We start from the raw sequence: 12,457 nt of genomic DNA, 5'->3' as shown, positions 1-12,457 counted from the left end.
GCACGCTCCTGTGGAGAAATTGCGGGCGCTGCAAGGGATCCCTTGCAGCGCCCGCGTTGAGAGGCAGTGCCTACAGGTTAGGACGTTAACGCTGGGAGTCCAGTACCTCGTTGTTCTTCTGGACTTCCTGCGCCTTCATATAGCTTTCGATCAGCAGCTGGTAGGCCGGGAAGATCTTGGTGTAGACCTCGGCCCATTGCTGCGCGTCCGCGCGGTTCCAGGTCTGCTGCAGCTCCGACGCCACCGCGGCAGTGTCCATCGGCACCACGCCGGCCTGGACGATGCGCGCCAGCGTGATTTCCTGCGCCATCTTGGAATAGGTGCCCGAGGCATCGACCACCGCGAACACCTTGTAGCCGTCGGCGACCGCGCTGATCGACGGGAACGCCATGCACACGCTGGTGATGGTGCCGGCGATGATCAGGGTCTTCTTGCCGGTCTCGCGCACGGCGGCGACGAAGTCGGGGTTGTCCCAGGCGTTGATCTCGCCCTTTCGCGCGACGTATTTGGCATGCGGGGCGTTTTCATGGATCTCGGGGATCAGCGGGCCGTTGGGGCCCTGCGGCACCGAAGCCGTGGTGATCACCGGCAGCTTGCTCAGCGTCGCCATCCTGGCCAGCGCGGCGGCGCGCAGGCGCAGCTCGGGCATCGGCATGTCGCCCACGGTCTGGAACAGGCCACTCTGGTGGTCGATCAGCAGCATTGCCGTGTCGGCGGGATCGATGGCCGGACGCTTGCCGTTGAAGTTGGCGGGTGTGGTCATTTGGCATTCTCCTTTGCAGTTGGCAAAACCGGCGGACCGGACCATCCGGCACCGACCGTGTTGCGGAAGCATAGGACTTGGCAAAAACGCCCGGTAGGCCGGAAAATCTGCCCTCAGCGTCCTACTGGCAGGACGACAGGAGCGGCCTTTGCATCCGGACCTCAATGACCTGTATTACTTCGCGCAGGTGGTCGACCACCAGGGCTTTGCCCCGGCCGGCCGCGTGCTGGGCATTCCCAAGTCCAAGCTCAGCCGGCGCGTGGCGCTGCTGGAAGAGCGCCTGGGCGTGCGCCTGATCCAGCGCTCGACGCGGCGCTTCTCGGTGACCGAACTGGGCCAGACCTATTACGCCCACTGCAAGGCCATGCTGGTCGAGGCCGAGGCCGCCGAGAGCGCGATCGAGCAAAGCCGCGCCGAGCCCAGCGGGCTGGTGCGCATGACCTGCCCGGTGGCGCTGCTGCATACGCGCGTGGGCGAGATGGTGGCCGACTTCATGGCGGCCAATCCCAAGGTCATCGTGCACCTCGAGGCCACCAACCGGCGCGTCGACGTGGTCGCCGAAGGCATCGACCTGGCGGTGCGCGTGCGCGTGCCGCCGCTGGAAGACAGCGACCTGGTGATGCGGGTTCTGGCCCAGCGCGCCTGGTGCTTTGTCGCCAGTCCGGGGCTGCTGGACAAGCACGGGCCGCTGCTGGCGCCGGCCGACCTGAACGCCCTGCCCACGCTCGACCTGGGGCCGCCGCGGCCGTCGCACACCTGGTCGCTGTACGGGCCCGGCGGCGCCAGCGCCGACCTGCACCACAAGCCGCGGCTGGTCACCGACGACATGATCATGCTGCGCACCGCGGCGGTGGCCGGCGCCGGCGTCGTGCAGCTGCCGGTGATGATGCTGACCGACGAGCTGCGCACCGGCCGCCTGGTCAAGGTCCTGCCGGAATGGTCGGTCAAGGGCGGCGTGATCCACGCCGTGTTTCCATCGCGGCGCGGGCTGCTGCCGTCGGTGCGCGAGCTGATCGATTTCCTGTCGCAGCGCTTCGCGCAGATCGAGGAATCCTGAGCGTAGCAGCGCACCGCGCCACGAGCATTGCCAGTCACGCGGGCAGGTTTGCCCCGGAAGTGGTATCATCCGGGGTTCCTATGTGCAGACCAGACCGGCAACGCCCGACTGCTGCGCATCTGCCGCAGTCCTCTGTCCACTGGAAGCACTTCTGCAGCGGCATATCAGGCGCAAACCCGGGCCGATCCATCGGTACCCTGTGCGTCTTCGGGCCGGACGGCCCATCACCCTTTTCCGACCGGCGGCTGGTCCGCTCCGCAACGATCACCCGTACCGCTGCATTACTGCATGCTGGTACGCCGGCGTATCGGCTTGCGCAGGCATGGTCCCCTTCACGCCAGTTGCAACGCCCGTGTTATCGCGCGGGCCAGATCCTGGCACCGCAAACGGCTGACGGCCGCCACCGCGCCCCGCGACATCGGCATGCCGATGCCCCGCGCCGCCGGCGGCCGCGCCCATGAACAGGCAACACATTGAATCGAGTCAACCCTATCCAGCACAGCCCTTATACCGTTTCCGTCTATCCGATCGAGCAGGAACCCGGCCTCTGGTTCGCGACCTACATGATTGCGGAATACCGCAACGGCGCCGAACGCATCGTGGCCAACGTGGCCATGCGCCATGACACCCACCGCTCCGAAGCGCGCGCCAGGCAGGCAGCGCGCCGCGCCGGCGAACATGCCGCGGCGCGCCTGCGCCAGCATTAGCCGCGCCGCAAGCCGCCACGTCAGTCCCATCCCATCGGCCCGCCGCTATCCGGCTGGCCGCCACCACGGCACGCGCACAAGCCGCGCGGCTACAGCAAGGAGCTCCCTTGGCAAAAGAAGAACTGGTCGAATTTGGCGGCAAGGTGTCGGAAGTGCTGCCCGACAACCGCTTTCGCGTGATCCTGGAAAACGGCTTCGAAGTCTGGGCGTATTCGTCCGGGCGGCTGAAGAAGAACCGCATCCGCGTGCTGGCGGGCGACCGTGTCACGCTGGAGATGTCGCCCTATGACCTGACCAAGGGCCGCATCAACTACCGGCACAAGTCGTAGCCGGCACAAGTCCTGGCCGGCAAAAATCCTGGCCGGCACCAAGCCGCCATGGCATGCGCCGCGCCGGCGCGTGCCGTCCCGCAATGCTCCAGCCCTCAATCAAGGAGAATCGATCATGTCCGTCATCGAAGAATGGGAAGCCCTGCACCTGACGCCGGAAGGCTGGCAGCCGGGCAGCTACCGGCACGCGCCCTGGCAAGCGGTGGAAATCGCACCGCCCGCGGCGGGCGTGCTGACCGTCAGGCGCCACGTGACGGCCACCTATTGCGGTCCGTCGCGCGCGGTGGAAGACCGTACTCCGGAGATCACGGACATGGCGCTGATCGAAGCGCTGCTCGAGCGCCACGGCGACCCCGTGTTCCGGATCTGACGCCAGGCGGCGTTGCGCGCCGCCTGCCGTTGCCGCTGGCGCACTGACACATCAGCCAAGCACGCGCACATGTGGCCGGGCCGTCCTGAGCCCGGCGCCGACCGTGCGCAACTCGCCGTCCCACGGGGCGGCGGCCAGGTCCAGCACATAGTCGCCCTCGCGCGCCTTGTCGTGCAGCTGGTCGCGCACCACCTGGCCGATGGCCAGGCGGCACAGCGCCTCGCCACTGGTGGCAAGCTGGCCGCGCAATGCGGCCGGATCGGTCAGCACGCCGAACGAACGCCGCCCCACGCCGACGAAGCTGGTGAACAGCACGCCGGTGGGACGCTCGGCATCGATAAAGCAGATCGCCACGTGATAGGTGGTGCCTTTGCCCTCGCCGGGCAACGTGCACAGAAAACCGGATGATCCCGAACGTATGTCCATGAACGGACTCCTTGCAGTCTGACGGATGACGCCGCGCGCCCCCGGTTGCGCAAACGGGCCGGATCGGCTGGCACGCGCCCTATAGCGAGAACCTGCAGCGAGAACCTGCAGCGAGAACCTACAGCGACGCCACGGATTCGCCGGCAACCAGCCCGTTGATGATGTCTTCGCCGAACTGCAGCGCGCCGCGGCGCGCCGAGCCGATGTTCTCCCAGCGCGACTGGCCCAGCGGGAACACGCGTGCATGGTCCTCGCCCGGGCGATAGCCTTCGCGGCAGATCACGATCGAAGCCTGGAAACTGTTGTCGGGCCGGGTACGCGGCCAGGCCTGCGCGGGCCGGTTGCGGTAGACCAGCGGGTACAGGTCAAAACCCTTGTAGCTGGCAAAGGGTGTGGTGCCGGGAACATTGTTGCCGGGACTGCGGCTGGGACTGCTGTCGCTCACGACGGCTCCATGCGGCATGATGCCGCGTTGATGGGAAGAGAAATGCAGCAACGGTGCAGGGGTCCGCTCAGGACGCCGGCGATCCGGACGCGGTCACCGACACCCCGGGCACCGCGCCGTTGATGATGGCTTCGGCATACCGCAGCGCACCACGGCGGGCGCCGCCGACGTTGTCCCACGGCGTGGCATCCAGGCGGAAAGTGCGCGCCTGCGCGCCTTCCGGCGACTCGCCCTGCAGGCAGATCACCACCGCCGCATCGAACGAGCGGTCGGGCCGCGGCTCTGGCCACACGCGCGTGATGGTGTGCTTGTACACCAGGGGATAGAGGTCGTACCCCTTGTAAGTCGCAGCTGGATAGATATCCATGGCAGCCTCCGGCGCAATGGTGGTGTTGCCCCCACTCTACGCCTGTTGAGGGCCGCGCAGTGGCTTTATTTCGCCATCGGCCGGCATCGGGCCGGGCAAAATAAAAAAGCTCCGCCGCAGCGGAGCTCTTCTTGTCAAACTGGCGCCGTGGCGCTCAGTTCAATTCGGGTTCGACGCGTTCAGATCGGCTCGATCTTGGTCGCGGCCGGGCCCTTCTGGCCGACGCCGGCGACGTAACGCACCTTCTGGCCTTCTGCCAGCGACTTGAAGCCGCTGCCCTGGATTTCGGAGAAGTGCGCGAACAGGTCGTTGCCGCCTGCATCAGGCGTAATGAAGCCAAAACCCTTCGAATCGTTGAACCACTTGACGGTACCGGTTTCCATGTTGGATTCCTCAAAAAGTATTTCTTGCCTGGCAAAAGCGCCGGCAAGGCATGACGATCAAGGAAGTAACTTGGAGAATAAGTGGCGCCGTGTGGGCAAGCACCTGGACTTCGAGATTGCTGCTTGAAAGACCTGCACTCACCCTTATACAGGTGCCTCCGCGCCAGGTCAATGCACTTCGCCAGATCGGCAGGAAATTGCGTCAATAAGCGTCGCATGCGCTGGCTGCGGGCCGCGCTGTCCGTGCGTGCTAAAGTGCCGCATCGAACGGACAAGAACGAATGACACTCTGCCCTGCCTGCCAGGCCATCGAACGCCACCGCCGCGGCGCCCCGGGGCACGCCGCGCTGCGCATCACCGACACCCAACGCATCAAGCCGCCCGGGTCGGCCGCGGTGACCATCAGCACCTTCGTGTGCCAGGACTGCGGCGCGCGCTGGACTTACCGGGACCAGAAAAAAGGCACCGAACAAGGCTGGGAAGTACAACCGGACACTTAGTCCGGCCCCGAAAAGAAAAAACCCCGGAGACCTCGTCCCCAGGGTTTCGACCCTGCTCCGGCCCGTCATGCGGGCCGGCTTCCATCAGGCCGTGACCGCAGCCAGCGCGGCGTTCAGCGTCTGGCTCGGGCGCATCGCGGCGCTGAGCTTGGCGGCGTCCGGCTGGTAGTAGCCGCCGATATCGACCGGCTGGCCCTGCACCGCGGCGAGTTCGCCGACGATCTTCTGCTCGTTGTCGGTCAGCGTCTTCGCCAGCGGCGCGAACTTCGCGGCCAGTTCGGCGTCGTCCGACTGCGCGGCCAGTTCCTGGGCCCAGTACATCGCCAGGTAGAACTGGCTGCCACGGTTGTCCAGCTCGCCGGTCTTGGGCGACGGGCTCTTGTTGTTGTCGAGCAGCTTGCCGGTGGCGGCATCCAGCGTCTTGGCCAGGATCTTGGCGCGGGCATTGCCGGTCTTGATGCCGACGTCTTCCAGCGACACCGCCAGCGCCAGGAACTCGCCCAGCGAATCCCAGCGCAGGTGGTTTTCTTCGACCAGCTGCTTGACGTGCTTGGGCGCCGAACCGCCTGCACCGGTTTCATACATGCCGCCGCCGGCCATCAGCGGCACGATCGACAGCATCTTGGCGCTGGTGCCCAGCTCCATGATCGGGAACAGGTCGGTCAGGTAGTCGCGCAGGATGTTGCCGGTCACCGAGATGGTGTCCAGGCCGCGGATCACGCGCTCGAGCGTGTAGCGCATGGCGCGCACCTGCGACATGATCTGGATGTCGAGGCCGGTGGTGTCGTGGTCCTTCAGGTACGTTTCGACCTTCTTGATCAGCTCGGCCTCGTGCGGACGGTACGGGTCCAGCCAGAACACCGCCGGCATGCCCGAGTTGCGCGCGCGCGTAACGGCCAGCTTGACCCAGTCGCGGATCGGCGCGTCCTTGACCTGGCACATGCGCCAGATGTCGCCCTGCTCGACGTTCTGCGTCAGCAGCACTTCACCGGTGGCCAGGTCGACGATGTTGGCGACGCCGTCTTCGGCGATCTCGAAGGTCTTGTCGTGCGAGCCGTATTCCTCGGCCTTCTGCGCCATCAGGCCGACGTTGGGCACGGTGCCCATGGTGGTCGGGTCGAAGTTGCCGTTGGTCTTGCAGAAGTTGATGATCTCCTGGTAGATCCGCGCGAAGGTGCTTTCCGGGATCACCGCCTTGGTGTCCTTGGGACGGCCGTCGGCGCCCCACATCTTGCCGCCGATGCGGATCATGGCCGGCATCGAGGCATCGACGATCACGTCGTTCGGCGCGTGCAGGTTGGAGATGCCCTTGGCCGAGTCCACCATCGCCAGTTCCGGGCGATGCTCGTGGCAGGCGTGCAGGTCGCGGATGATCTCTTCGCGCTTGGAGCTCGGCAGCGACTCGATCTTCTCGTACAGGTTGACCAGGCCGTTGTTGACGTTCACGCCCAGTTCGTCGAACAGCGCGCCGTGCTTGGCGAAGGCTTCCTTGTAGAAGATCTTGACGGCGTGGCCGAACACGATCGGATGCGACACCTTCATCATGGTCGCCTTGACGTGCAGCGACAGCATCACGCCGGTCTTGCGCGCGTCTTCGAACTGCTCTTCATAGAAGGCGCACAGGGCCTTCTTGCTCATGAACATGCTGTCGATGATCTCGCCGTCCTGCAGCGACACCTTGGGCTTGAGCACGATGGTGTTGCCGCTCTTGGTGATCAGCTCCATCTTGACGTCGCGGGCGCGGTCCAGCGTCATCGACTTCTCGCCGTGGTAGAAGTCGCCGTGCTTCATGTGGGCCACGTGGGTGCGCGAGGCCATGCTCCACTCGCCCATGCTGTGCGGGTGCTTGCGCGCGTAGTTCTTGACCGCGGCAGGGGCGCGGCGGTCGGAGTTGCCTTCGCGCAGGACCGGGTTCACGGCCGAGCCCAGGCACTTGGAATAGCGCTTCTGGATCGCCTTTTCTTCGTCGGTCTTGGGGTCTTCCGGATAGTCGGGCACCTTGTAGCCCTTGCCCTGCAGCTCGCGGATGGCGCTGACCAGCTGGTGCACCGAGGCCGAGATGTTCGGCAGCTTGATGATGTTGGTGTCCGGCAGCTGCGTCAGCTTGCCCAGCTCGGCCAGGTTGTCCGGCACGCGCTGTTCTTCAGTCAGGAATTCGGGGAACTCGCCCAGGATACGGCCCGCCACCGAGATATCGCTGGTGGTCACGTTGATGCCGGCCGGCTTGGTAAAGGTCTGGATGATCGGGAGGAACGCACTGGTCGCCAGCAGCGGGGCTTCGTCGGTCAGCGTGTAGATGATGGTGGGTTGCTGGGTACTCATTGCTTCTCTCAGATCCTCTATCGGTGGGTGGGACTTCTGCCTGCCGGGTCACGGTCAGGGCAACAAACTAGGCGAAAAGTAGAATTTTGCCTCAGTTTGCTTTCAGGAATCTGAAAACCACCGCATCCGGGGCGGCAATCGGGCAGAAATTTGGGCTGGCACCCGGCTTGCGGCGCCGGATGGCGTTCGTTGCACCTGAACGGTGCCGTCCAGGCGGCGGCGCTGCTATACAGAAAGGGCAAGCGCGCGCCGACTGGCCGGCCAGTGCCACTGAGGGATCACATCCATACCGAGGAGGCGCCAGCCCTCTTCCTGATGGAAGAGGGACAACCGGCGGCCAGCTCGTCAGGCCGCCAGCCTGAACGTCGCCACCGCCTCCTTCAGCCGCTGCGCCTGTTCCTCCAGCGAACCCGCCGCCGCCGCGGCCTCTTCCACCAGTGCCGCGTTCTGCTGCGTCACGGTATCCATCTGCGTCACCGCCTGGTTTACCTGCTCGATGCCCGAGCTCTGCTCGGCCGACGCGGCGCTGATCTCGCCCATGATGTCGGTCACGCGCCTGACCGCGGCGACGATCTCTTCCATGGTCTGGCCTGACTGCGTCACCAGCATCGAGCCCTTCTCGACGCGATCGACCGAATCGCCGATCAGCGCCTTGATCTCCTTGGCCGCGGTCGCGCTGCGCTGCGCCAGCGTGCGCACCTCGCCCGCCACCACGGCAAAGCCGCGGCCCTGCTCGCCGGCGCGCGCGGCTTCCACCGCGGCGTTCAGCGCCAGGATATTGGTCTGGAACGCAATGCCCTCGATCACGGCGATGATGTCGACCACCTTCTTCGACGCGCCGTTGATCTCCTCCATGGTCTCGGCCACCTTGCCCGCGACTTCACCGCCCTTGGCGGCGATATCCGAGGCGTTGACCGCGAGCGTGCTGGCCTGGCGCGCGTTGTCGGCGTTCTGGCGCACGATGCTGGTCAGCTCTTCCATGCTGGCGGCGGTCTGCTGCAGCGACGAGGCCTGTTCCTCGGTGCGCTGCGACAGGTCGGTGTTGCCGGCCGCGATCTGGCTGGTGCCCGACACGATCGACTCGGTGCCGGCGCGCACCTGGCGCACGATGCGCAGGATGTTGGCGTTCATGTCAGCCAGCGCCTGCAGCAGCTGGCCGGTCTCGTCGCGGCTGTCGACATCGATGCGGCTGGTCAGGTCGCCCGACGCCACCGTGCGTGCCACCGCCACGGCGCGATGCAGCGGACGGGTGATGCCGATGGTGAGCCAGAATGCGAACGCGATGCCGATGCCCAGCACCACCACGCCCAGCCCGATCAGGCTGTTGCGTGCGTTGACGTAGATTCCGTTGATCTCGCGCGCGGTGGCGTCGATGCTGGCGCGCTGGATGTCGAGCAGCTTCTGGATCTCGGCCAGGTAGGCGTCGCCGGCCGGCACGAACTCCTGCTCCAGCACCTGGTTGGCTTCCTCGGTCAGGCCTTCCTGCTTCAGCTTCGTGATCTTGTCGCGGCCGTTGTTGTACGGGTCGCGCACGCTCAGGATCTTCTGGAACGCGGCCTTTTCCTGCTCGGAGCTGAGCATCGGCTGCAGCTTGTCGCGCAGCTGCGCAATGCCTTCGATCGAGGCCTTGGTCTCGGCGGCAAAGAACTGGCCCAGCGACGGATCGGCGCTGCGCGCCACCGCGGTGGTACGGCGCACGCTGGTATGCATGAGGCGGTACCAGTCGCTGACCAGCCGCTCCTTGGTGAGCGGCTGCTGCATCATCGCGTGCGTGCGCTCGGCCACCTGCTGCAGCCGCAGCATGCCCAGGCCCGTCATCAGCGCCGCAAGCAGCAATACCACCCCAAAACCGATGCCGAGGCGGACCCCGATACCTAGATTCTTCATTTCTTCTACCTGATTAGCATTGGTCATGGCGAAGTGCTGCCGCGCCTGAAACGCCTAGGCGCAACGCTCTTCGCTCTCATCGTCCGCGGGCGGGCCGGGTCGGGCCATACGCACAGGCGGGCTATGGATGCCAACGGCAGCGGCGACGGTAACTTTAGGGTCTTCCTCGATTGACGGCCAGAAGTGTGCGGATACCGGCTATAGTGGACAGGATCCCGGCCAAAGGGCACGCCGTCCCCGCCGCCGGCCGACCTGCCAGTCCTTCCACCAGGAGACCCAGCATGGCCACGCCTCCCAATCCCTTTGCCGATTTCACCAGGATGATGGAACAGTTCCGCCTGCCCGGCGTGGACATGAGCGCGGTGATCGAAGCGCGCCGCAAGGACATCGAGGCCCTGACCGAGGCCAACCGGCTGGCCTATGAAGGCATGCAGGCCATCGTGAGGAAACAGCAGGAGATCTTCGCCCAGACCATGCAACAGCTGCAGGCGGCCGCGCAGCAGTACGGCACGGCCGGCAACCCGGCCGAGGCCATGGCCAGGCACAGCGAGTTCGTGCAGCAGCAGCTGCACCAGGCGCTGGAAAACATGCGCGCGCTGGCCGAGACCGCGCAGAAGGCGCAAGCCGAGGCGCTTGCCGTGATCAGCAAGCGCGCCGAACAGAACGTGCAGGAGGCTGGCGAAATGCTCCAGCCGAAAACCAAACCCCGCGGCTAGCGCCGCTCAGGCGGCACCTGGCCCACCGCCTCGACCAGGCAGGCATGCGCGGCCAGGTCCACCGGCCGGTGCTTGACCGTGGTACTGGCAGGGTTGTTGCCCAGGTAGTTGCCGTTCTTCCAGTCCCGCGCCGGCCGCACCGGCCGCGGCGCGAAGCCGCCGCCGCAGTTCGGGCAGACATTGCCGAGCAGCTCGACGCAGCCCGCGCAGAAGGTGCATTCGAACGAGCAGATGCGCGCTTCGGTCGAATCCGGCGGCAGGGGCTTGTTGCAGTGTTCGCAGCCTGGTCTGAGTTCCAGCATGGGGCTCGCTTCCTGATTTTGTGAACGCTTTGGGAATCCCGGTATCGTAGCCGCATTCCGAACGCGCGTGAGCGCCGATCTGCGCTCCCACGGCTCCCTTCCCGCTCCTGGTCCCGCCCCGGACATGTTGCTGCTGATCGCTTGCGATTCCAGGCATGACAGCGCAGAAAATTCTTCTCAATCCGCAGACATCTCGCCGCACCAGGCGGCCATGACCACACGGCTTTGCTGAATCGACGGGTGCCGCCCGCCGGACGCGTTCGCTAACCTGAAGCTCATCGACGGCAATGAGAATTATTTTCATCCATGCGATGTGCTCACCCCTGGAGGTCTTGCCGCGGACAGTCCGCCCTGCGACGCCACGCCATCACCTTGCTGGTGCTGGCACTTGGCCAGCTTGGCCACGCCACCGCGGCCGAGCCGCCGGTGCGCTCGTGGAAGGCGATGCGAGATGAAGGCGTGGTGCGGCAACAGTATGACTATTCGTGCGGCGCCGCGGCGCTGGCGACGCTGCTGCGGCACTACTACGGCGAAGCGGTCAGCGAGACCGACGTCCTGAAGCAGATCGCCGCCAGGGGGCCGGCCACGCTCAGCACCCTGTCGGCAGCGGCAACGCATTTTGGCTACGAGGCGCGCGGCTATGCGCTGTCGCTCGAGGCCCTGCGGCAGACCAACGTGCCTGCGATCGTGTTTCTCCACGTCGGTAACGACAATCACTTTTCAGTCCTGCGCAGTATCGATGCGTATTCGGTGGAACTGGCCGATCCGTCGCTCGGCAATCGCATCTACAGCACCACGGATTTCCTGAGACTGTGGACCACCCGCCTGAGCCGGGACTATCCCGGCCGCGCCTTGATCGTGATGCCGCGCGACGCAAGACGGGCCGCAAATCCGGCCTTCATGCGGCCGATTCCGGCCAGGTTCGCCGGGTTGACGCTGAGACCGTTCCAGCCATGATCCGCCGCCTGACACGTGTAGCCACCGCCGCGGCCGCGTTCGCCCCATGCCACGCGTGGCCGCAAATCGTACCCACGCTGGAAGACTTGCTGACGGCCCAGAACCGGTGGCGGGCCGAAGCCGGCTTGTCCTACTTCAACCAGGAGGGCAGCGGCACCGCGGCACGTGGCCCCATCTATATCCAGGTGGGACCCAACATCATTCCCGTGGCGACCGGGGTCGTGCCCAAGACGCGCAATGTCGATTCGCTGGTGGCGTATGCCGGCTTGCGCTACGGCTATTCAGCGAATACCGAACTGTCGTTTTCCGGCACCGGCTCATATACGAGTGAGCGGACGCTGTTCGAGGGCATCGATCAGCAGTCCAGCCATAGCACCCGCTTTTCCAGCCTGTCCCTGGCCATCAGCCACCGCTTGCTCAAGGAGCAAGGCAGCCCCGGCCTGGTCGCCTTCGTCGAGACCGGCGCGGTGGAATACAGCGGCAATGCCGTCTCGTACTTCAGCAGCTTCACCGCCGGCGGCACGCTCTATCGCTCGATCGATCCGGTGGTGCTCAGCCTGAATGCCTCCTATCGGCTGAACCTGCCGCGGCATGACGGCACCACCAGGCCAGGCAACGTGTTGATGCTGACGCCGCAGGTGGGATTTGCCGCCAACGAGACCGTCACGCTCTACGGCGGCATCAACTGGCAGTTGCAGCAGGCAGACAGCAACCCTCAAGGACTGCCCGCGCAACGCAGCACGCAAACCGCACTGGTCTTTGGCCTGGGCTATCGCGCCAGCGACCGGACCACCATTTCCCTAAGCGGCAACGCCAATGTCAGCGGCCGCGGGGGTGCGCAGATCACGCTCGGCACGGTAGTAAAGCTGGGCGCCATGCCCGCAAGGGAACGTTTGCAATAACTCGCTTTGAGCTAAGGAGAAATC

The 12,457-nt window shown here is 65.6% G+C and carries 16 protein-coding genes; 8 read left to right on the top strand and 8 right to left on the bottom strand.

Annotated elements, in window-relative coordinates:
- Nucleotides 1-85 precede the first annotated feature (85 nt).
- Nucleotides 86-763, bottom strand: coding sequence for an isochorismatase family protein (locus A2G96_RS24385; RefSeq protein WP_062802779.1), 678 nt, complete (start codon nt 761-763; stop codon nt 86-88).
- A gap of 148 nt (nt 764-911) precedes the next feature.
- Here A2G96_RS24385 and A2G96_RS24380 point away from each other — a divergent pair, with 148 nt between their 5' ends.
- The 4 genes from A2G96_RS24380 to A2G96_RS24365 all read left to right on the top strand — a co-directional run bounded on the left by A2G96_RS24380 (nt 912) and on the right by A2G96_RS24365 (nt 3,226).
- On the top strand, nt 912-1,820 hold the full coding sequence (locus A2G96_RS24380; RefSeq protein ID WP_062802778.1) for a LysR family transcriptional regulator: 909 nt from the start codon (nt 912-914) through the stop codon (nt 1,818-1,820).
- Between the two features lie 473 nt (nt 1,821-2,293).
- The gene (locus tag A2G96_RS24375) at nt 2,294-2,527 is read left to right on the top strand and encodes a hypothetical protein (protein ID WP_062802777.1); all 234 of its coding nucleotides are present in this window, start codon (nt 2,294-2,296) and stop codon (nt 2,525-2,527) included.
- Between the two features lie 107 nt (nt 2,528-2,634).
- On the top strand, nt 2,635-2,856 hold the full coding sequence (gene infA, locus A2G96_RS24370; protein WP_008646230.1) for a translation initiation factor IF-1: 222 nt from the start codon (nt 2,635-2,637) through the stop codon (nt 2,854-2,856).
- A gap of 115 nt (nt 2,857-2,971) precedes the next feature.
- The gene (locus A2G96_RS24365) at nt 2,972-3,226 is read left to right on the top strand and encodes a hypothetical protein (protein WP_018008446.1); all 255 of its coding nucleotides are present in this window, start codon (nt 2,972-2,974) and stop codon (nt 3,224-3,226) included.
- Nucleotides 3,227-3,277: 51 nt separating this feature from the next.
- On the opposite strand, the gene A2G96_RS24360 is transcribed toward A2G96_RS24365, so the two are convergent.
- The 4 genes from A2G96_RS24360 to A2G96_RS24345 form a co-directional block, all read right to left on the bottom strand.
- Nucleotides 3,278-3,652: a hypothetical protein gene (locus tag A2G96_RS24360; protein ID WP_062802776.1), complete on the bottom strand. Its 375-nt coding sequence runs from the start codon at nt 3,650-3,652 to the stop codon at nt 3,278-3,280.
- Between the two features lie 118 nt (nt 3,653-3,770).
- Nucleotides 3,771-4,097 carry a hypothetical protein gene (locus A2G96_RS24355; protein WP_062802775.1) on the bottom strand — a complete coding sequence of 109 codons (327 nt, stop codon included), beginning with the start codon at nt 4,095-4,097 and terminating at the stop codon, nt 3,771-3,773.
- Between the two features lie 67 nt (nt 4,098-4,164).
- Entirely contained in the window at nt 4,165-4,464 is a 300-nt protein-coding gene (locus A2G96_RS24350; protein WP_062802774.1) for a hypothetical protein, read from the bottom strand.
- Between the two features lie 179 nt (nt 4,465-4,643).
- Complete coding sequence (locus A2G96_RS24345; RefSeq protein ID WP_012356438.1) at nt 4,644-4,847, bottom strand: cold-shock protein; 204 nt, start codon at nt 4,845-4,847, stop codon at nt 4,644-4,646.
- A 281-nt stretch (nt 4,848-5,128) separates the two neighbouring features.
- On the opposite strand from A2G96_RS24345, the gene A2G96_RS24340 reads away from it, so the two are divergent.
- On the top strand, nt 5,129-5,347 hold the full coding sequence (locus A2G96_RS24340) for a hypothetical protein (protein WP_018008441.1): 219 nt from the start codon (nt 5,129-5,131) through the stop codon (nt 5,345-5,347).
- 84 nt (nt 5,348-5,431) lie between these two features.
- Here the strand turns inward: A2G96_RS24340 and A2G96_RS24335 are convergent, their stop codons facing one another.
- Together A2G96_RS24335 and A2G96_RS24330 are read right to left on the bottom strand one after the other, a co-directional pair.
- A complete protein-coding gene (locus A2G96_RS24335) occupies nt 5,432-7,669 on the bottom strand; it encodes an NADP-dependent isocitrate dehydrogenase (RefSeq protein WP_062802773.1) in 2,238 nt (745 codons plus the stop codon).
- Between the two features lie 345 nt (nt 7,670-8,014).
- Nucleotides 8,015-9,556, bottom strand: coding sequence for a methyl-accepting chemotaxis protein (locus tag A2G96_RS24330; protein ID WP_062802772.1), 1,542 nt, complete (start codon nt 9,554-9,556; stop codon nt 8,015-8,017).
- A gap of 281 nt (nt 9,557-9,837) precedes the next feature.
- Between A2G96_RS24330 and A2G96_RS24325 the strand changes: the two genes are divergently transcribed.
- The gene (locus A2G96_RS24325; protein WP_062802771.1) at nt 9,838-10,272 is read left to right on the top strand and encodes a phasin family protein; all 435 of its coding nucleotides are present in this window, start codon (nt 9,838-9,840) and stop codon (nt 10,270-10,272) included.
- Here the strand turns inward: A2G96_RS24325 and A2G96_RS24320 are convergent.
- Nucleotides 10,269-10,574: a DUF1272 domain-containing protein gene (locus A2G96_RS24320; RefSeq protein WP_062802770.1), complete on the bottom strand. Its 306-nt coding sequence runs from the start codon at nt 10,572-10,574 to the stop codon at nt 10,269-10,271. The two genes, A2G96_RS24325 and A2G96_RS24320, sit on opposite strands and share 4 nt — an antisense overlap.
- Nucleotides 10,575-10,952: 378 nt before the next feature.
- Here A2G96_RS24320 and A2G96_RS24315 point away from each other — a divergent pair, with 378 nt between their 5' ends.
- Together A2G96_RS24315 and A2G96_RS24310 are read left to right on the top strand one after the other, a co-directional pair.
- A complete protein-coding gene (locus tag A2G96_RS24315) occupies nt 10,953-11,531 on the top strand; it encodes a C39 family peptidase (RefSeq protein WP_231909757.1) in 579 nt (192 codons plus the stop codon).
- On the top strand, nt 11,528-12,433 hold the full coding sequence (locus tag A2G96_RS24310) for a transporter (protein WP_062802768.1): 906 nt from the start codon (nt 11,528-11,530) through the stop codon (nt 12,431-12,433). Before A2G96_RS24315 ends, A2G96_RS24310 begins: the two co-directional genes overlap by 4 nt.
- Nucleotides 12,434-12,457: the final 24 nt, after the last annotated feature.

The organism is Cupriavidus nantongensis, assembly GCF_001598055.1.
GTDB lineage: Bacteria > Pseudomonadota > Gammaproteobacteria > Burkholderiales > Burkholderiaceae > Cupriavidus > Cupriavidus nantongensis.
The sequence above is the reverse complement of the archived record's forward strand: the minus strand, read 5'-3'. Positions and strand labels throughout refer to the sequence as shown.

Excerpts from the sequence above, each read along its gene's own strand:
- A2G96_RS24385 (WP_062802779.1), bottom strand. The coding sequence starts at position 763 with ATGACCACACCCGCCAACTTCAACGGCAAGCGTCCGGCCATCGATCCC.
- A2G96_RS24365 (WP_018008446.1), top strand. The coding sequence starts at position 2,972 with ATGTCCGTCATCGAAGAATGGGAAGCCCTGCACCTGACGCCGGAAGGC.
- A2G96_RS24360 (WP_062802776.1), bottom strand. The coding sequence starts at position 3,652 with ATGGACATACGTTCGGGATCATCCGGTTTTCTGTGCACGTTGCCCGGC.
- A2G96_RS24350 (WP_062802774.1), bottom strand. The coding sequence starts at position 4,464 with ATGGATATCTATCCAGCTGCGACTTACAAGGGGTACGACCTCTATCCC.
- A2G96_RS24345 (WP_012356438.1), bottom strand. The coding sequence starts at position 4,847 with ATGGAAACCGGTACCGTCAAGTGGTTCAACGATTCGAAGGGTTTTGGC.
- A2G96_RS24340 (WP_018008441.1), top strand. The coding sequence starts at position 5,129 with ATGACACTCTGCCCTGCCTGCCAGGCCATCGAACGCCACCGCCGCGGC.
- A2G96_RS24335 (WP_062802773.1), bottom strand. The coding sequence starts at position 7,669 with ATGAGTACCCAGCAACCCACCATCATCTACACGCTGACCGACGAAGCC.
- A2G96_RS24330 (WP_062802772.1), bottom strand. The coding sequence starts at position 9,556 with ATGAAGAATCTAGGTATCGGGGTCCGCCTCGGCATCGGTTTTGGGGTG.
- A2G96_RS24325 (WP_062802771.1), top strand. The coding sequence starts at position 9,838 with ATGGCCACGCCTCCCAATCCCTTTGCCGATTTCACCAGGATGATGGAA.
- A2G96_RS24320 (WP_062802770.1), bottom strand. The coding sequence starts at position 10,574 with ATGCTGGAACTCAGACCAGGCTGCGAACACTGCAACAAGCCCCTGCCG.
- A2G96_RS24310 (WP_062802768.1), top strand. The coding sequence starts at position 11,528 with ATGATCCGCCGCCTGACACGTGTAGCCACCGCCGCGGCCGCGTTCGCC.